This window comes from Paenibacillus sp. FSL R10-2734 (genome assembly GCF_037963865.1).
Lineage (GTDB): Bacteria > Bacillota > Bacilli > Paenibacillales > Paenibacillaceae > Paenibacillus_AQ.
Genome location: NZ_CP150170.1, coordinates 6,913,423 through 6,933,000, shown reverse-complemented (window position 1 = coordinate 6,933,000; position 19,578 = coordinate 6,913,423). Strand labels below are relative to the sequence as shown.

Here is a 19,578-nt window from a genome sequence, read left to right as displayed (position 1 = left end):
GATGCCCATGTTGAAAAAGGCCAAGATGACAATAGAAAAGGAATTCAAACTGGCAGAAGTAGATCCTAGAATTTACAGCTCATTTATCGAGCATTTGGGACGTGCGATATACGGGGGAATATATGATCCGGGTCACCCTTCGGCAGATGAATACGGATTTCGGCAAGATGTAGCATCGATGATCGGAGAGATCGGTGTGCCGATGATTCGTTATCCTGGCGGAAATTTTGTATCCGGTTACAATTGGGAGGATGGAGTAGGACCAACAGCAGATCGTCCTCGGCGGCTGGAATTAGCGTGGCGAACGACAGAACCCAATGAAGTGGGCACCAATGAATTTATTCGCTGGGCAAAAGGAATCCGTTCGGATGTTATGATGGCGGTCAATCTAGGCACGAGAGGCGTAGATGCGGCACGAAATCTGCTTGAATATTGCAATCATCCGTCTGGCTCCTATTATAGCGATTTGCGGAGATCTCATGGCTTCGAACAACCACATGCCATTAAGACCTGGTGTCTTGGCAATGAGATGGATGGCCCTTGGCAAATCGGTCAGAAGACAGCAACTGAATATGGAAGATTAGCAAGCGAAACCGCTAAAGCGATGAGATTGGTCGATCCGAGCATCGAGCTGGTGGCTTGCGGAAGCTCCTTCCGTTCTATGCCTACCTACGCTGAGTGGGAAGCTACCGTACTGGATCATACTTACGAGCAGGTAGATTATGTTTCGCTGCATACTTACTATGGAAATACGGAGAACGATACGGCTAACTATCTAGCTAAATCACTGGATATGGATCTTTTTATAAAAGAAATCGTTGCAGTGTGTGATTATATTAAAGCGAAGAAACGCAGCAAGAAAACAATGTATCTCTCCTTCGACGAATGGAATGTCTGGTTTCATACGCTGGAGTCAGATAAGCAGATTGATCCTTGGCAAGTAGCACCAGCCCAACTGGAGGATCAGTATACGTTTGAAGATGCACTAATGGTAGGAAGTATGCTGATCACGCTTCTGAATAATGCCGACCGTGTGAAGATTGCTTGCTTGGCCCAGCTGGTCAACGTGATTGCTCCTATTATGACCGTAAGTGGAGGCTTGGCTTGGCGCCAAAGTATTTTTTATCCGTATATGCATGCGTCCTTGTATGGCCGGGGTGCGGTACTGCATCCTATCGTGTCTTCACCCCTATATGACAGTAAGGATTATACGGATGTACCGCTACTTGACTCCAGTGTAGTTTATAACGAAGAGAATGAAGAATTGGTTATTTTTGCTGTAAATAAAAGTATGGAGGATATGCTGCTACTGGAATGTGATATTCGAGGATTTGAAGGCTATCGTGTAATTCAGCATACCGTGCTGGAGAATACGGATGTAAAAGCGGTAAATACAGTAGCGCAGCAAGATACGGTAACGCCACATGATCGTGGGGATGCAAAAGCGGCCGATGGGCGCCTCGAGGCTTCCTTGTCCAAATTATCTTGGAATGTTATTCGTTTACAACGTGCTTAAGTAATCGATTGAAGAAACGGTTGTCATCTTATAAAGGGGGCAACCGTTTCTTCTTGCTTATTTACAGGTGAATTTTCGCCTGAAATTAGAGGGTGAGATCCCTTCTTTCTTGGAGAAGCAGGAAGAGTAATAAGTAATATGATGAAAGCCAACCTCTTCAGCAATACGTGCGATAGACCAGGACGTTTGGATTAACAGCCTTTTGGATTGCTCCAAACGGTAGGCTAGGAGATATCCCATAGGCGTTACACCGTATATTTTTAGCATATTCTTGGCGAGATAGTTGGGATGATAGTTGAGCTCCTTTTGAAGGAGGGAGTTGGTCACTTCACGTGTGTAGTTTTGCCGAATGAACAGCTCAATCTTCTCAGCCAATTGAATTGCGGTTGCATCTGACGCTTCAGCAAGATCGCGGTCTAAGAATTGCAGAAATTGTTGGAAGGAGGCTTGGCGCTTCCAGTTGCGCATGGACTGGGGCTCCTGTTCTAGATGGAAAAAGAACTCCAGCACTTCCATTGCTTTCTGTGAGATTTCCATATGTTTCGGAATAAAGATTGAGCATACATCACAGTGATTCAAGTACGCTATTTGTTTATGATTCTCGATGAGCTCGCTCTGATTTTCCAGACATTCGTCCATATCCTGACACTCTTTCCAGCTACCAAAGGTCTGGAAATGAATCCAGATAATTTCGGTTTCGATGGGACAGGGGGCGAAGCCGTAATGATGTGCATCTGGACGAAGGAAGAGGAATTGACCTTCTTTCAGTTCCCACTGCAAATCGTTCTCTGCGATAGGAAGGATGCCCTTCTTAACGATGATGAGATCGAAGACACCGATGTGGTTTCGACTGATATGATAGTCCCCAGCATCGTAATGAGCGCGGCCACAGTCTATGAAATAAGGGATAGGTGGTGTGATAAAGTGAAGAATCGGGGAGTTCATCTTACACCTCCAAAATGTTGTAATTTTTAAAAAACAGGTTGTAATTCATCGTTTATTTTCATGATATAACATGTATTATTATAAATAAAGCGTTTCCTTTTAAAGTTGTAATAATGTAATTATATGAACAATGTTGATGAGATACTTTAGAACAATCCACATTATTGTGCTACGGACGACCGAACAATTCACTCTGCCCATTGGGCTCGCTTCATTTGTGTCCCCACTAGGTAACAATTACGATGCGCTGATTGCGGGTGCGGTGTTAGCTACCCTGCTTATATTAATTCTGTTTCTGTTCTTCCAGCGTTTCTTTATTGAAGGATTGACGGTTGGCGGGGTCAAGGGATAGACCAGATGCGGTGTGAGTTTACACCCTACAGAGAAGAGAGGAGAATCTAACATGAGTCAGTCAGTAGCAACAAACGAGGTAAGGAAAAATCAAATAGAGGACCCTTTCTGGTCAGAATATATTCGTCTAGTGCGTGAGGTAATGGTTCCCTATCAATGGGAGGCACTGAACGATCGTATATCAGATGCAGAGCCAAGCCATGCCATTCACAATTTCAAAATCGCTGCTGGACTCGAGCAGGGCGAATTCTACGGTATGGTATTTCAGGATAGCGATGTGGCTAAGTGGCTAGAAGCAGCAGCCTATTTAATAGAGGAAAAACGTGATCCTGTGCTGGAGAAGGTAGTAGACGGCGCTATTGATATAATCGTCAAAGCACAGCGGGAGGATGGGTATCTTAATACTTATTTCACGCTTAAGGAACCCGGTCTTGAGTGGAGTAATTTGGCGGAATGCCATGAGTTGTACTGTGCAGGGCATATGATCGAAGCTGGAACAGCCTATTATAAGGCGACGGGTAAAAGAAAGCTGCTGGATGCCGTTTCGCGGTTTGCGGATTACATAGATACGGTATTTGGACAGGAGCCAGGGAAGCTGAAGGGCTATGATGGCCATCAGGAAATTGAACTCGCTCTGGTTAAACTTTATCATGCCACAGGTAATGAGAAGTATTTGAACCTGAGTCGCTATTTCTTGGATGAGCGGGGGAAGAAACCTCATTATTTTGAGCAGGAGTGGGAGAAGAGGGGGAGAGGATTACATTTTCCTCAATTGTCGATGGTTCACGATCATCATTATAGCCAGTCTCATCTGCCTGTGAGGGAACAGGACAAGGCTGAAGGACATGCGGTACGCTTAGTTTATATGTGCACGGCGATGGCAGATATCGCTGCTGAAACCGGGGATGCCGGAATGCTGGCGGCTTGCTGTGAATTATGGGATAACATCGTCAATAAACGAATGTATATCACCGGCGGCATCGGCTCGATGGAGCAAGGGGAATCTTTTACGGCAGACTATGATTTGCCTGGTGATTTAGCTTACGCTGAGACTTGTGCATCGGTTGGACTGATATTCTTCGCTAAGCGTATGCTACGGCTACATCAGGACTCTAAATATGCAGATGTGCTGGAGCGGGCGTTATACAATACTGTAATCAGCGGGATGTCACTGGATGGAACGAAATTCTTCTACGTAAATCCGTTGGAGGTCTATCCAGAGGTACTAGGTAAAAATAAAAATTATAAACATGTGAAGGCCGAACGTCAGGGGTGGTTCAGCTGTGCTTGTTGCCCTCCGAACGTCTCTCGTCTACTCGCTTCGCTCGGACAGTACGTTTATACCGTTCATGATGCTTCTATCTATGTGCAGCTTTATATTGGAGGCCAGATGGAAGCAAGTATAAACGAGACATTGGTTAGGATTGAGCAACAGTCGCAGTACATCTCTGACGGGAAATCCAAATTTATCATCACTTCTGAACAAACCAGTGAGTTTACGCTTGCACTCCGTATGCCGGACTGGTGCGACCAAGCTGAGGTTACAGTGGATGGAGTGAACAAGACTTATTTTGCAGGAGACAAGAATGGTTATATTGCGCTAACTCGTGAATGGAAGCCTGGAGATGAGGTTGAAATCGCATTCTCTATGCCGGTCCAGCTCATGAAGAGTCATCCGCAAGTCAGACAGACGTTTAGCAAGGTCGCACTTCAGCGCGGGCCGTTCGTATACTGTATGGAGCAGGTGGATAACGGTAGAGGCTTGTATCAGCTTCAGCTTCCGCGGAAGACAGAGTTTACGATCGCAGAGCAGGTGGGTTCCCCAGGAGGAGTGAAGGTGATTCGGGCAGCCGGACAGCGCATGAAGCCCACGGAGGAATGGGCGGATGAACTATACCGCAATGACTCACGCTGGAGCATTGAACAGTTAGAGTTGAAATTTATCCCCTACTTCACCTGGGCCAACCGTGGGGTTGGTGAAATGACGGTTTGGATTCAAGAAGCGAAAGATGAATAGAAGTTGAACAGCGAGAAATCAACGGGATCCCTTCCTAAACTCCGAGGGCGAACATTTCATCGCTCTGCGAAACACTTTTATAAAATAGCTTACATTATCAAATCCGACCTCGAATGCGATGTCGGATATTTTTCTGTCGCTTTGTTGCAGTAGATCGGCAGCTTGGCGAATCCGGTAAGAGTTAATGTAATCCACTGGAGTCTTTCGGGTCATCTCTTTGAAAAAACGGCAGAACTGTCCTTCACTCATGGGAATAAGCTCGGAGAGATCGCGGGTTCGAATCGGCTCCTGATAGTTATCCTGAATATAGAGAATAATCTTCTTAAGACGATTGATCTTAGTAGTATCAGCGTCATCCAGCTGGCTGCGGTTTACGAAACGATCCTCTGGGGCAATCTGCGAGAGCATAATAAGCAGTGTGCCTTTAATAAAAGCTTCAAAGCCGGGAGATTGTGCGTCATAAGCATCCATCATGCGCTCTAAGTGTCGTAGTAGTTCTTGTTGCCAAGGCACATCCGGTGTAAGGTGGCGAGGAAAGCTTTGTCTTTTCTCCTGAAGTGGTAAAATGGCATTCTGCTGGATAGCATCATATTGGGCGCTAGCTAGAAGATCAGGGAGAAACACGAGCGCGCAAAATTTGCAGGGCGTGTCTTCGTTCAGTACATAAGCGGCGTGAATATCACCGGACTCGATAAATACAGCCTCGCCGGCGCGAACTGGGAAATATTCGGTATCCACTTGAAACAGAATTTCTCCTTCTAGCAGCATAAAGAACTCCGCTTCTTCATGCCAATGTGTATCGAGTACATGTGTTCCAGCGGGCAATTCTATCCAATAAGCTGCAAGTGGAAACATGCTATCGCCATGAACCCTGTCTTCTTTTAGCAAACTCTGGGTTGTACGGTCCATAAATGCCACTCCTTTCGGGAAAACATCAAAATAGTGTTATAAATGAGCTATATAGTATTAGTTTTGTTCATTTTTTATCGGTATAATGCAACTATAAACACCAAATTGAAAGGTGGCAAGTACACAATGAAATTTACTGATGGTCTCTGGCTAGTTCGTGAAGGTATCACGATTAACGGCGCAGTTCAAAATTACGTTGTAGAAAAGACTCCAGAAGGATTAACAGCAATTACTCAAACGACTCCAATCACAGGGCGTTCAGCAACGCTGAATTCAACCCTGCTTACTGTAAAATTTCATTCCCCGCTTCCAGGTGTGGTAGGGGTTAAGATTATTCATCATGACGGCGTACAAGAACGCGGTCCGGTCTTCGAACTCACGAAAGGGACTGGAGATCACGTTAAGATTGAAGAAACTGATTCGGAGACTGTGCTGATCAGCGGCGGACTTCGTGTTGTGATTCGCAAAGGCCAGCAATGGGCAGTAGATTTCTATCGCGGCGACGAGAGAATTACAGGTAGCGGTTTCAAATCGATGGCTTATATCACGGATCAAGACGGCAACACGTTTATGCGTGAAGAGCTGGATCTCGGTGTAGGCGAATTCGTATACGGTTTGGGCGAGCGTTTTACCGCTTTTGTAAAGAATGGCCAGACCGTAGATCTTTGGAACAAAGATGGCGGCACTAGCTCCGAGCAGGCTTATAAGAACGTTCCATTCTATGTAAGCAGCAAAGGTTACGGCGTGTTTGTTAACCATCCTGAACTGGTTTCCTATGAAATCGCTTCTGAAAAAGTTAAAAAAGCTCAGTTCAGCGTAGCTGGAGAAAGCTTGGAATACTTCGTAATTGATGGTCCTACCATTAAGGAAGTTATCAGCAACTATACATCACTCACTGGTAAGCCTGCACTTCCGCCAGCATGGACATTTGGCCTGTGGCTGACAACTTCTTTCACAACCGACTACGATGAAGCAACAGTAAACTCCTTCGTAGACGGCATGGCAGAGCGTGATTTGCCACTAAGCGTATTCCACTTTGACTGCTTCTGGATGCGTGAGTATCAATGGACTGACTTCCAGTGGGATTCGAGTGTATTCCCAGATCCAGTGGGCATGCTGAAACGTCTGAAAGAAAAAGGTCTGAAGATCTGTGTATGGATCAACTCTTATATCGGGCAACGTTCCCGCTTGTTTGAAGAAGGCAAGAAAAATGGTTATCTGCTTAAAAAACCTAACGGCGACGTTTATCAATGTGATTTGTGGCAAGCGGGCATGGCACTGGTGGACTTCACCAACCCTGCGGCTTGTGAATGGTATGCCGGCTACCTGCGTGATTTGGTAGATATGGGCGTAGATAGCTTCAAGACAGACTTCGGCGAGCGTATTCCTACAGATGTAGTTTACTTCGACGGATCTGATCCAATGAAAATGCACAACTATTACACTCAACTGTACAACAAGGTTGTATTTGAAGTACTGGAAGAGAAGCTTGGTAAGAATGAAGCGGCTTTGTTCGCACGTTCTGCAACTGCCGGTGGCCAACAGTTCCCAGTTCACTGGGGCGGTGACTGCTACGCAGATTATGAATCCATGGCAGAGAGCCTTCGCGGTGGATTGTCGCTTGGTTTGTCCGGTTTCGGTTTCTGGAGTCATGATATCGGTGGCTTCGAGAACACTGCTCCTGCGCATGTATTCAAACGCTGGTTGGCCTTTGGACTGTTGTCCAGTCACAGCCGTCTGCATGGTAGTACTTCGTACCGTGTGCCTTGGGCGTATGATGATGAAGCATGTGATGTTACCCGCTTCTTTACTAAGCTCAAATGCAGCTTGATGCCTTATCTGTATGATGTAGCTGGACAGGCTCATGAGCATGGCTGGGCTTCTATGCGGGCTATGGTTATGGAATTCCCGGAAGATCCTACTTGCGAAGTGCTGGATCGTCAATACATGCTAGGTGAATCCTTGCTTGTAGCCCCTATCTTCCAAGAAGACGGCGAAGCGAAGTATTACTTGCCTGCTGGTCGCTGGACACACTTGCTTACTGGTGAAACCGTACAAGGTGGATCATGGCGCAAAGAGAAGTATGATTTCTTCAGCCTGCCGCTGTACGTACGTCAGAACTCCTTGTTGGCAACTGGTAGTGTAGATAACAAACCGGACTATGATTATGCTGAAGGTGTTAAATTCGGTCTGTACTCCCTAGAAGATGGTGTTGCAACTTCCGCAACCGTTCGCGATCTTAAAGGTACTCCTGAACTGACTGTGAAGGCTGAGCGTAAAGGCAACGTCGTGACGGTTACTGCAGAAGGCAGTGGTAAAGAATTCTCGATTTCCCTTAAAGATCTAGGTACTATCGTATCCGTAGAAGGTGCAGAGCAAGTAGATGAAACTACAGTAAAAGTAAACGCAGGTGCGAAATCCGTATCGTTTACAATTACACTGAAATAAAATGGTTTCTCAAAGTATATTGATATAGCCATAACCTCTCTTGTAAACTGTGCGGACGATCCGTTCTCCTGGTTTATAAGAGAGGTTTTAGTGTTACAATCTTAATGAAATAACGGGGGAAACGTTATGAATACTAATTTAATTACGGGAAGTGGAGTATTGAACCAGACGGATTTCACCTCAGCAACGGTTCTTTCAACCGCCGCGAATTTTATAATGAATAAGCAAGAACCGTTCACACATACCTTTCGGACTTATATTCGCTTAAGGGAAAATGGTAAATTGAAGCTAAAGTTCTGGCACAGCAACGCGGTAGATTCTACATGGGATCAAGGGAAAGAAGCTACAGGTAGTGAACCTGGAGGCGACTGGGTTATCGAGACAGCTTATATCGCTGACGGAGGAACAGAACCAGACGGAAGCATCATTGAGAATACGCAACATGCCCTTACCTTTGAAGGGAGCGTCTCTAAAGCCGTTGCGGCGGGCGAATGCTTCTGGAGTGATGAGACAAGTATTGTTCTACCGAAGGGTCATTATTTGGCGTTCACGTGGACGATTAAGACACTCACTGCTGGTAAATCGGTTCCCTTCAACGTTGAGGGGATGCTTGCAACAGCTTATGACGCGCCCGGTAATCTTGCAGGGCAACAATCAGCGGATGGTTTCACGGAGTCTGATAAGCTTTTGGTTCTGCCAAGTTTCATTGGGTATAAGAAATCTGTTGAGAAGAAGCTAGTGTTCTTGGGGGATTCAATTACTCAAGGTGTGCGGACATTAAAGGATGAGTACGAATATTGGGTCGCGAGAATCGCGGATGGCCTTGGTACAGATATTGGCGTATGGAATCTCGGTTCGGGCTGGGCTAGAGCTTATGATGTTGCTGCGGATGGTCCATGGCTAAACAAAGCTAAGCAAAGTGATGAAGTGATGATTGTACTCGGAGTAAATGATATTGATATTGGCTGCCGTTCGGCGGACGAGCTTCTTGGTGATTTGACGACCATTATTTCCAAAATCAAGGCTGCAAATGCTGAAGCTAGTATTATTCTAAGTACGGTACCGCCATTTAATTTCCAGGGTGATAGAGAAGGGACTTGGCGCAAGGTGAATTCTTCGATTTTGTCCAATCCGCCTATAGGTGTGAGCCGTGTATTTGATATAGCAAGCTTATTGTCGTTGCCTGCACCAGACGATCACCGGATCAGACCGGAATATATGAGTGGAACAGACGACCCGCACCCGAACGGCATAGCCGGCAAGACGGTTGCGGATGCCTTCTTAAGCTGGTATTAATCATTTAATTGGTTTCGGTAGTCCTTGGGTGATGCACCAACCTGTTTCTTAAATACCTTACTAAAGTACTTCACATCATGAAACCCGACCATTTCGGAAATTTGTAACAGCTTCAGACGAGGGTTCTGCATTAGCAATTTAGCCTTATCTATCCGGATGTTAACAATAAAATCGGAAAAATTAATGCCGTATTCCTGTTTGAATCTGCGTGAAATATATTCTCGGCTAACAAAGAACTTTCCGGCTACCTCCTGAAGGGAAAGGTCGGAGGCGTAATTGAGTTCGATATATTTTACGATTTCATGCATTGGATTGCTTTCTTTAGCTTGTTTAGCGGCTATCACTTGTGACAGTCGCTCCATCAGGTCAAATGACCAGTCACGCCAGGCGAATAAGGAGAACGAGTAACCGTTCGTATAAGGAGCCGGGTGAAGCTGGTCGGCCTGTTCTAGCTCGGCTAGCGCGCTATCGGCTTCAGGGCCTAACATTTCCCGTACCAACTGGGAACGGAATAAGAGTGCATCATTCTTCCACGAGTTTAGGATCTCCGGCGTAACAATCCCGCCTCGGCTAAGCTCATCTACCCAATGCTGCGCTGCCGAGGACAATACCTCAGGACTTCCACTGATGACCGCCATTTTCCAATCTTCCTTCACATGAGCAAAGATCGTCGGTGATGCATTTCCGTTCATTTCTTTTTTTGCGGTCTCATTGCGTTCGGTATACTCTTCGGAGGAAGTGGAGAAATGACAGTAATCCTCATGAATTAATAAATTTCGACGCTGCAAGGCCTCAGCAACTTCTGCACGCTGAAAAGGCAATTGCTTTGGCAGGCTGCCGATGCAGCTAATTCCGAAATGCATTCGGACCTGCAGAGTAGCGTAGATACCATGATTAATTCTGCCTATAAGCTCGACAACGGACGTTTGGATATCCCATAGAATAATAGCAATCTCCGAAGGACCTCCCCAGTAACGAAAAGCCACACCTTTATGCTGACCTTGTAAAAATTCATTGCAAATATTGACGATAGCGTAGTTCAAGAGCCCAGTGTCTCCTCCAAAACGCTTAAGCAGGAGATTATTTCCTGTGTCTGTCTGCACCAGTATTAGGCGAGAAGAGTGGGTATTGTCCGGGATAATGCCATCGCTACACAATCTTCGGAAGGATATTTCCGAATTGATCGGGTCATCGATTAGCGCGGATAGCAGCTTTTCTCCATAGATGGGTTTGAATTCGTTAAGCTGAATGCTCTGCTTCTGTCGTTCGCTCCGGTCAGCTTCCTCTGAACGCCAAGCGGACACCGCCTTAGCGACCGCTACATTTATTGCTTCTGCTTCAATGGGTTTAAGGATGTAATCAATTCCGCCATGGCGAACGGTCTGGCGCACGAACTCGAAATCATTATGTCCGCTGACCACAATGAATTTGATGTTGCCGGCAAATTCGTTTACCCATGTCATCAGCTCTATGCCATTACCGGATTCCATCATCATGTCCATAATGACTAAGGCTGGTTTCGCTTGCCGAATAACCTCAATGGCTTCATTTCCATTTCCGGCTTCCAAAACCTCATCTATTTGATGTGCGTCCCAGTCGACAAGAAGTCTAACAGCCTTTCTAACTCTCGCTTCGTCATCAACAATTAACGCCTTCATATCGTCTCACGCTCCGCTATAATGTCTATTTCCAGTCTAACGACAACCCCACCTGCTCTGAGGTTGTCCACAGTCAAGGTTGCACTATCTCCGCATACGAACTTGAGTCGTGCCAGAACGTTAGGCAGACCAATACCAGATCCTGTTGTTTCCTTGTCTGGCTCTGTATTTCTTAATAAATCTATATCTGTTCTAGTGGAATGTTGAAGTTTCTGCCACAAAAGATCCAGCTTCGCAGAAGGAATGGCATTTCCGTTGTTTTGAATACAGATTTCCATCCGCGTGTCACTCACTTTTGCTGCGGTGATCTCAATGAATCCATCTGAGCGGGTCAGATTAAAGCCATGTTTGAAATAATTTTCTACAATGGGCTGCAGAATCATCTTAGGCATAAATGTCTCTAAAAGAGATTCCTCCATATCGTAACGGAAACTGAATTTATTTTCAAAACGTTCCTTTTGCAATTCGATGTAAGCTTTAACATGATCCAGTTCGTCTTTAACGGTGACAATCTTCTCCTCATTGTACATACTGTAGCGCATCATTTTCGCTAGTGCTGAAAGAAGTGAGTAGATTTGGGGTACTTTAAGCTCCAAGGCAAGTGTACCGATGATCTGTAAAGTATTGTTGAGGAAATGCGGGTTGATCTGTGCTTGCAAAGCCCGCAGTTCATTCGTTTTATTAGACAATTCCAGCTTGTATTCTCTCAAGATCAGATTGTTGATTGTATCCATCATACTGCGGAATCGCTCTGTAACAACACCAATCTCGTCTTTGCCCATGGGGCGGATATCGATATCAAGTTTTCCGGTTTGGACCTGATTCATATAGCGGGTCAACTGCTTGATCGGGGCAGTAATCCGAAAAGAAATCAGGATCGTCAGCGTAGTAATTGTAATCAGCAGCAGGACTAGCAGTGCTATATTGATCGTTGCCGCCTCTTTGGCTTCTCTGAAAAGATAAGACACTGGAATCTGCTTCACCAGCGTCCAATTTAACCCTGGACCTTCGATACTCTGGTAAATAAACATAGATTTATCCTCTTCAAAGTATCCCTGCGAGTTTTGATTGTTAGCGATGTGTGTATCGTACCAAGGGGCATTCAGCCTCTTTCCGTATTCTTCACTATTGTCCCCGTAGACAATGTTTCCACCGCCATCCAGCAGCCAAATGTTCTCTTGTTTCTGATCATATAACTGACTGATGATGTCAGATAAAGCCGTTAGTTTGACATCAATCGACAGATACCCAAGCGCCGTTGGGGTGGGAACTTTTTCGATTCTTCTGTGCAAGGTAAACACTGGCTCCGATATGAATTGCGGGATCGGTGCCGTTAGGCCATAGCTATGGCTTAAATGCGTACTCTGTATGGATACCGTAGAATCGGTAGTGATCTTGGAGTCAGGATAAGGCGGAATACCCTGCCAACGCTTCGGTGTATTCTGGGAGAGCAGCGTGGCTTTGCTATCCTTGACACGGTATAAATAGACCTGAGGTATGTCTGGCATAGATGAAGAAATGTAATTCAGGGAAGAATAAATTCGTGAATTTGCTAGCATATCCTCGTATCCGGCTTCGAGTAATCTGTAGAGTTCTGAATCTGAATAGACGATAAGGGAGAGTCTATTGATTTCCTGAATCAGGCTTTCGATGTTTTTAGTGCCCTGAAAGAGGAGATTCGTATTCTCATCTACAGCTCTTGTTCTTAAGGATTGGGTACTAAAGTGATAGCTTATAAACATCGTAGCCATAATACAGATTAACGTTGGTAGTAGGATAAAAACGATCATTTTTGTGCGAATCGTGTTCCATTTCATCGAAATTTGTCACATCCGATCAATATTTTACACCTGAAAGATCAATTCCGTAGGTGTGAGGTACTCTGAAAAAAACAGATAATATGTGTATAAAGCATAAACAAGTAAGTGAGCAAAAGAAAGGGGGGGACAATAAATGCGCGGCACTAAGTTGTCCCAGTTAGGTCAACAGTTCTTTTTCGTTGGTCCGGCAGTCTTGTTTTTTACCTTAATAACGATTATCCCATTCATCATGGGGATGTATTACTCCTTCACAGACTGGAACGGTGTATCCGGTAATGTAAGTTGGGTCGGATTTCAAAACTTCTCCACTATATTTACGAATGACCCCGACTTCTGGTCTTCCTTTTGGTTTACAGTAAGATTTACTGTGTTAGGTGTAATTTTGACTAACGTGGTAGGATTTTTCCTAGCTTATCTGTTAACAAAACCTTTAAAATCACGAAACATGCTTCGGACCATTTTCTTTATGCCAAACGTTATTGGGGGATTGTTGCTCGGGTTCATCTGGCAATTTATCTTCATCAAGGGGTTTGCAACTATGGGAGACCTCACTGGCTGGTCATTCTTTAATCTTCCTTGGCTGGGAGATGCAACAACCGGCTTCTGGGCGATTGTAATGGTTTTCGTTTGGCAGTCTTCCGGTTATTTGATGGTTATCTACATCGCTTCACTTAGTAACGTATCTAAAGAAGTGTTGGAAGCAGCTGATATTGATGGTGCCTCCCGCCTACAGGTGTTACGCAGCATTGTAGTTCCATTAATTATGCCAGCTGTAACGATCGGTTTGTTCTTGGCCATTTCTTGGTCCTTCAAAATGTTCGATCTTAACCTTTCCTTGACGAAAGGTGGACCATTCAAATCTACAGAATCAGTTGCAATGAATATTTACAATGAAGCCTTCCTGAATAACCGTTACGGTCTGGGTACTGCTAAAGCGCTGCTGTTCTTCGTTATCGTAGCGATTATTACTCTGATTCAGGTCCGTATTACGAAGAGCAAGGAGGTAGAAGCTTAATGAACGCTAAGTCAAAAAGCAGATGGAATGTCGGCATAGAAGTGTTGATGGTCCTTCTTGCCCTTCTCTTCCTCTCTCCATTTTATTTCTTGCTAGCGAACTCAGTGAAATCCTTCGGTGAAATTCTGAGTGATGCTGCAAGCTGGCCACAGACATTTATGTGGTCGAACTATAGTAGTGCTTGGAAATTGGCACGTTTCGGTGAAGCTTTCCGAAATTCGGTCATCATAACCGTTATCAGTGTTATTCTAATCTCTCTGTTTAGTGCGATGGCTTCCTATCGTATGGTTCGGGCGAATACGAAATTCAATCAGTTTTTGCTACTGTTATTCGTAGCCGCAATGGTTGTTCCGTTTCAAACGATCATGATTCCAATCTTGAAAGTCGTAAATGTACTTGGAGTAAACAACTCCTTCCTGGGTTTGATTATCACGAATCTAGGGATCAGTGTTCCAATGGCAATCTTCCTGTTTCACGGTTTTATCAAGTCTGTTCCTCTTGAAATTGAAGAGGCGGCTACAGTTGATGGATGTAATCCAATTACCGTATTCTTCCGCATAGTACTTCCTTTGCTGAAGCCAATGGTAATGACAACGATCGTGCTGAATGCACTCGGGATTTGGAATGACTATCTGCTGCCTTCCTTGATTCTTCAGGCACCAGAGCTTCGTACCATTCCGCTGGCGACCTTCTCCTTCTTTGGTCAATACACCAAGCAATGGGATATGGCGCTTCCGGCTCTCGTAATCGGGATTGCACCAATTATCGTCTTCTATCTGTTTATGCAGCGTTACATTGTTGAGGGAATAGCGGCTGGCTCGGTGAAAGGTTAACACCGAGCCCTCCGTTCCAAATATTTTTTTAAAGTAGTCCACTATCTTAAGGGGGAAAATATAATGAAGAAGAAATACCCTGCAATTGCACTGACAGCAGTAATGGCAATGAGTTTAGCATTAACAGCATGTGGTAGTAGCAATAATTCTTCTAGTAACTCACAAAATGGAAGCGCTGGCAAAGATAAGGGTGAAGTGAAGACAGTTAAGATTTTTCAATTCAAAACTGAAATCGTTGAAGGTCTGAATGAGCTTAAAGTTGAGTTTGAAAAAGAATATCCTAACATCAAGCTGGATATCCAAACCGTGGGTGGTGGTGCCGATTACGCTGCAGCACTGAAGACTAAATTTGCTTCCGGCGACGCTCCTGACATTTTCTCAAATGGTGGATATGCAGAAATGGAGCTTTGGGGAGACAAGATGGAAGATCTGTCTGACCAACCTTGGGTAAAAGATCTGATTCCTATGGCTGCAGAGCCTATGACTAAAGATGGAAAAGTATACGGTATGCCAATGAACCTTGAGGGAATTGGTTATATATATAACAAAGACCTGTTCGAAAAAGCAGGCATTACTGAAACTCCAAAAACATTGTCACAGCTAGAAGATGCAGCTAAGAAATTGCAAGCCATTGGCGTTATTCCTTTTGGTAATGCTTATCAAGAATGGTGGTTGCTTGGTAACCAAGGCATCAGCACAGCTTTTGCACAACAAGATGATGTAGATGGCTTTATTAAAAGCTTGAACGATGGCACAGGTACAATCGTAGGTAACAAAGTATTTGAAGACTGGAGCAACCTGCTCAACTTGACTTTGAAATACGGACAAAAAAATCCTTTGACTACAGATGCTAACACTCACTTGGCAATGTTTGCTAACGGTGAAATTGGAATGATGCAAGAAGGTAACTGGGCACAAACGCTTGTTGATAACATCACACCTGGCATGAACATGGGTATGTTCCCTATGCCAATCAATGAAGATGCTGAGAAGAACGATAAAATGACTGTAGGTATTCCTGCGAACCTTGTAATCAACAAAGATTCCGGATCTAAAGAAGAAGCTAAAACCTTCTTGAACTGGTTGGTAACATCCGATATGGGTAAAGAGTACATCGTTAAAAAATGGAAATTCATCCCTGCTTTGTCCACAATCGAAGCTACTCCTGAAGATATCGGTCAGCTTGGAGCAGACGTATGGAACTATGTGAAAGAAAACAAAGTTTATGGTTTGCAATCCTCTAAATTCCCTGATGGTGTAACGCAAGAATTTGCTAGTGTTATTCAACAGATGATTGCTGGCAAGGTTGATGTGAATGGCTGGATGACTGGCATGCAAGCGGCTTGGGACAAGCTTAAGAAATAAGTAGAGCTCGTTCATAAAGAAGATTAAGATGGATTAGTGGTTAATAAAGGCGTTCTCCGTATACCTCATCATTATGAGACGGGGAGCGCCTTTTATTTGGAGGATATCAAGATAGGGGAGGGCGCGACGATGAAACGATTTGATTCTATTCAGATGGGTGTGGACTATTACCCGGAGCATTGGGAAGAATCCATGTGGGAACCGGATATCAGATTAATGAAGGAAACAGGTGTCAAGGTAGTTCGGGTCGCCGAGTTTGCATGGAGCCGGCTAGAGCCGACTGAGGGGGATTATCAGTTTGGGTGGCTAGACCGTGCGCTGGATCTTTTTCACAAGTATGAACTGCAGGTCGTGATTGGTACGCCGACAACTACACCGCCTAGATGGTTAACTGCGAAATTTCCAGATGTGCTGCCGGTGTTTGCGAATGGAGAGACCTTTCACCCTGGGGTGCGTGGACACCGTTGCTACAATAGTACATCGCTACGCGAATATGGAAGCCGTATTACTCAGCGTCTTGCTGAGCATTATAGGGAACATCCGGCCGTTATTGGTTGGCAGACTGATAATGAATTCGGCATGCTAGATTGCCATTGTGACGCTTGTAATACAGCGTTTCGTACTTGGGTAAAAGCCAAATATGACACGCTGGATCGAGTGAATGCAGAGTGGGGAACAGTTGTGTGGAGTGGAGAATATAGCGATTGGAATGAGCTTACCGTTCCACTGGGCGGGTCGCCTCATCAGAATCCATCCTTCCTGCTGGATTATCAGCGGTTTCAATGGGATTCAGTGGTAGCATTCCAGAAGACGCAGATTGATATTTTGCGATCTGCTTGTCCTCAGCATTTTATTACACATAACTTCCACAGCTATCCGCAGCGTTTGGATATGTATGCAGTCGGTGCTGATTTGGATGTCGCCGCATTTGACTATTATCCGAATACTTCGCCAGCCAAACAAGCGACAACGCCGTATAGCGGAGCACTTTCACTAGACGTAACCCGTGGCATTAAACGTCAAAACTTCTGGATCATGGAGCAGCTAAGTGGCTCACCAGGTTGCTGGATGCCGATGTGGAGAACGCCGTATCCTGGGATGATTCGTGCTTATGCGTGGCAGACGATAGCTAGAGGCGCGGATACCGTCGTTCATTTCCGTTGGCGTAGCGCAGTCGCAGGGGCAGAACAATTCTGGCATGGACTGATTGATCACAGCAATGTTCCAGGACGCAGATTTGCAGAGTTCACTCAGCTATGCCATGAAGTTAATACAATTGGGGATAAATTGACTGGAACAACGCTAAAGAATGAAGTGGCTATACTCCATTCTCATGAAGAGAAAGCCGCGCTGGATATTCAGCCGCAGGCTGAGGGATTTGATTATTACGAGAATATTAAGCAGATTCACCGTGCGGTGACGAAGCTCGGTATGGGCTGCGATGTTATCAACCTAAGACAACCGCTGGATGGATATAAAGTAGTGATCGCTCCAAATTTATACTTGTTGGATGAGGAGATCGTGCGTAATCTGGAGGATTTTGCCCATGCTGGCGGGACCTTGCTTATTACCAACCGATGTGGCGTTAAAAATATCAATAATATCGCAGTTATGAAGCCATTGCCAGGGCTGCTTAGTAATTGCACAGGCGTTGAAGTGTTGGAGTATGATCCGATTGGTGCTGAATCACATACGGTCGTTGATTTTGAGGGTAACCAATATGAATGTACGCAGTGGTGTGACATCCTAAAACCTGTTGTGGCACGGCCGATTGCTTGGTATGGTGATGATTTCTACAGTGGAACGCCAGCTGTAACCGTCAATGCCTTCGGAAAAGGGCAGGTCTATTACTTCGGTACTCATATGGAGGAAAGATTCTGGTCCGTTCTATTGGAGAGTCTAGCTAAACAGCATGGGGTGTTTAGCTTTGAGGGATTGCCGGATGGAGTCCAGGCCTCTGTACGTTCAGGTGATCATGGAAGCTTTTTATTCTTGCTTAATTTGAGCCGGGAGTCGGTGACGGTCGCATTGCCACAGGAGTATAGCAGTCTGCTGGATCACTCGATTCGTTCAGGAGAGCTGCAGCTTGCGCCGTATGGCGTAGAGATTCTGGAGCTGTGAATGGATTTTAGGTAACCGTTGGTGATGAGGACATTCTAATGTATGAAGTGCAATTAGACGAGTTGCTGCGGTCGAATCTACGCTGGGATGAAGGCCAGTTGCTGCGGCGCGGAATAGCTGCACTTTCTACACTTATTTTGATTTCTTGGGATATAAAATGATTTTAGTTGTATTTTGTGCAGCTATTAGGTGGAGTATCTCCGTTCACAGCCAAATGCTGAGAAAATAACTGCACAGAATACACTTATATGGATATTTTCTGCTGAACAGGCTGATTTAAGTGTACAAAATGCAATTACTCTGTCGGACATGCCCACACTAATGTGTTCTACCCAGCGATAGACTCAGTCATATGCAACTTTTGTAGCATTACCCTATGCAGATGCGATCTAGCACTGCTCCGAAGAGTGTTAGTGAAGTCTTCTAAACTGCTCCGGCGTAGTCCCAGACTGCTTTCGAAAGGTAGCCACATAATGGCTGACATCACGGAAGCCGACTCTCTGCGAGATGATCTTTACAGTAAGATCCGGCTGGGTTACGAGCATTTCTTTGCTTTTGCGGATACGTAACCGTACGAAATAGGCATAAGGAGAGAGCCCAAAAGTCTGTATGAACAGGTTGTTGAGATAACGTCCTGAGACTCCGAGTTGATCGGCCAGATCATTAAGTCCGAGATCAGGATCACCATAATGGTTATCCATCCATTTCAGCAGAGGCTGTAGCTTATCCACATTGCGGGATATCGTCGTGTTGTTATGCAGCTGTCCATATTTACTCAAAGTAAGCAGAAAGAGATAAGCATCTGTGGAGGCGCCCAGACCAAACATGTCCTGGGAGGCATCATAGCGATCAAGCATTTCCCTTAGTAGTTTGGAGAGAGGGGATTCTTTTTCCCAGCGGTAAAAAGCATTTATGTTCATCCCAAGCGTCTCCAAAATAGACCCAGCAGAACTACCTCCGAACGTTAAATAAGAGGTGCTCCAGTGGGCGGCCGACGCTTCATAGCGATGCGGAGTATAGGGAAGAAGTAATATACCGCTCCCTGCAGGAAGTGATAAGGCTTTATTCTCGAAATGGATGACACCTTCCCCCGACGCCGTTTGGAGCCAATGATATGTTTCGTAGCCATCTGAGCGAGATACTTTTTCTTGTTGATGATTGTGGCCTATGCTGTCCAATGTGATAGGTAGATGCTGTCCACCCTCATGGGGGAACACTATTCTACGGTGCACGATTCCCTTCAATGATTTCATCTCCTCTTAGTTCCATATTATTATATGGCGG

General features: G+C 45.1%; 14 protein-coding genes and 1 pseudogene. 10 read left to right on the top strand and 5 right to left on the bottom strand.

Going from position 1 to position 19,578, the window contains the following annotated elements:
* Positions 1-25: 25 nt before the first annotated feature.
* Positions 26-1,516 (top strand): alpha-N-arabinofuranosidase, encoded by a 1,491-nt coding sequence (locus NSS67_RS30090; RefSeq protein WP_339317451.1) that lies wholly within the window; start codon positions 26-28, stop codon positions 1,514-1,516.
* Positions 1,517-1,573: 57 nt separating this feature from the next.
* On the opposite strand, the gene NSS67_RS30085 is transcribed toward NSS67_RS30090, so the two are convergent.
* Positions 1,574-2,461 (bottom strand): helix-turn-helix transcriptional regulator, encoded by an 888-nt coding sequence (locus tag NSS67_RS30085; protein ID WP_339317450.1) that lies wholly within the window; start codon positions 2,459-2,461, stop codon positions 1,574-1,576.
* A 160-nt stretch (positions 2,462-2,621) separates the two neighbouring features.
* Between NSS67_RS30085 and NSS67_RS30080 the strand changes: the two are divergent.
* Positions 2,622-2,813, top strand: a pseudogene (locus NSS67_RS30080) (arabinose transporter permease); the annotation flags it as partial.
* Positions 2,814-2,864: 51 nt separating this feature from the next.
* Positions 2,865-4,829 carry a beta-L-arabinofuranosidase domain-containing protein gene (locus NSS67_RS30075; RefSeq protein ID WP_339317449.1) on the top strand — a complete coding sequence of 655 codons (1,965 nt, stop codon included), beginning with the start codon at positions 2,865-2,867 and terminating at the stop codon, positions 4,827-4,829.
* Between the two features lie 18 nt (positions 4,830-4,847).
* On the opposite strand, the gene NSS67_RS30070 is transcribed toward NSS67_RS30075, so the two are convergent.
* Entirely contained in the window at positions 4,848-5,738 is an 891-nt protein-coding gene (locus NSS67_RS30070; protein ID WP_339317448.1) for an AraC family transcriptional regulator, read from the bottom strand.
* A 126-nt stretch (positions 5,739-5,864) separates the two neighbouring features.
* On the opposite strand from NSS67_RS30070, the gene yicI reads away from it, so the two are divergent.
* Together yicI and NSS67_RS30060 are read left to right on the top strand one after the other, a co-directional pair.
* Entirely contained in the window at positions 5,865-8,186 is a 2,322-nt protein-coding gene (yicI, locus tag NSS67_RS30065; protein WP_339317447.1) for an alpha-xylosidase, read from the top strand.
* A 126-nt stretch (positions 8,187-8,312) separates the two neighbouring features.
* Positions 8,313-9,482, top strand: a complete 1,170-nt coding sequence (locus NSS67_RS30060; protein WP_339317445.1) for a GDSL-type esterase/lipase family protein — start codon at positions 8,313-8,315, stop codon at positions 9,480-9,482.
* Here NSS67_RS30060 and NSS67_RS30055 read toward each other — a convergent pair.
* Positions 9,479-11,140, bottom strand: a complete 1,662-nt coding sequence (locus tag NSS67_RS30055) for a response regulator (protein ID WP_339317444.1) — start codon at positions 11,138-11,140, stop codon at positions 9,479-9,481. The two genes, NSS67_RS30060 and NSS67_RS30055, sit on opposite strands and share 4 nt — an antisense overlap.
* Positions 11,137-12,930 (bottom strand): histidine kinase, encoded by a 1,794-nt coding sequence (locus NSS67_RS30050; RefSeq protein WP_339317443.1) that lies wholly within the window; start codon positions 12,928-12,930, stop codon positions 11,137-11,139. Before NSS67_RS30050 ends, NSS67_RS30055 begins: the two co-directional genes overlap by 4 nt.
* 163 nt (positions 12,931-13,093) lie before the next feature.
* Between NSS67_RS30050 and NSS67_RS30045 the strand changes: the two genes are divergently transcribed.
* The 5 genes from NSS67_RS30045 to NSS67_RS30025 all read left to right on the top strand — a co-directional run bounded on the left by NSS67_RS30045 (position 13,094) and on the right by NSS67_RS30025 (position 18,455).
* Positions 13,094-13,975 (top strand): sugar ABC transporter permease, encoded by an 882-nt coding sequence (locus NSS67_RS30045; RefSeq protein WP_339317442.1) that lies wholly within the window; start codon positions 13,094-13,096, stop codon positions 13,973-13,975.
* A complete protein-coding gene (locus NSS67_RS30040) occupies positions 13,975-14,808 on the top strand; it encodes a carbohydrate ABC transporter permease (RefSeq protein ID WP_339317441.1) in 834 nt (277 codons plus the stop codon). The genes NSS67_RS30045 and NSS67_RS30040 overlap by 1 nt, the downstream gene beginning before the upstream one ends.
* A 63-nt stretch (positions 14,809-14,871) precedes the next feature.
* Positions 14,872-16,173 carry an ABC transporter substrate-binding protein gene (locus tag NSS67_RS30035; protein ID WP_339317440.1) on the top strand — a complete coding sequence of 434 codons (1,302 nt, stop codon included), beginning with the start codon at positions 14,872-14,874 and terminating at the stop codon, positions 16,171-16,173.
* 129 nt (positions 16,174-16,302) lie between these two features.
* Entirely contained in the window at positions 16,303-18,294 is a 1,992-nt protein-coding gene (locus NSS67_RS30030) for a beta-galactosidase (protein ID WP_339317439.1), read from the top strand.
* Between the two features lie 38 nt (positions 18,295-18,332).
* Positions 18,333-18,455 (top strand): hypothetical protein, encoded by a 123-nt coding sequence (locus NSS67_RS30025; RefSeq protein ID WP_339317437.1) that lies wholly within the window; start codon positions 18,333-18,335, stop codon positions 18,453-18,455.
* A 249-nt stretch (positions 18,456-18,704) separates the two neighbouring features.
* On the opposite strand, the gene NSS67_RS30020 is transcribed toward NSS67_RS30025, so the two are convergent.
* Entirely contained in the window at positions 18,705-19,538 is an 834-nt protein-coding gene (locus NSS67_RS30020; protein WP_339317436.1) for an AraC family transcriptional regulator, read from the bottom strand.
* Positions 19,539-19,578: the final 40 nt, after the last annotated feature.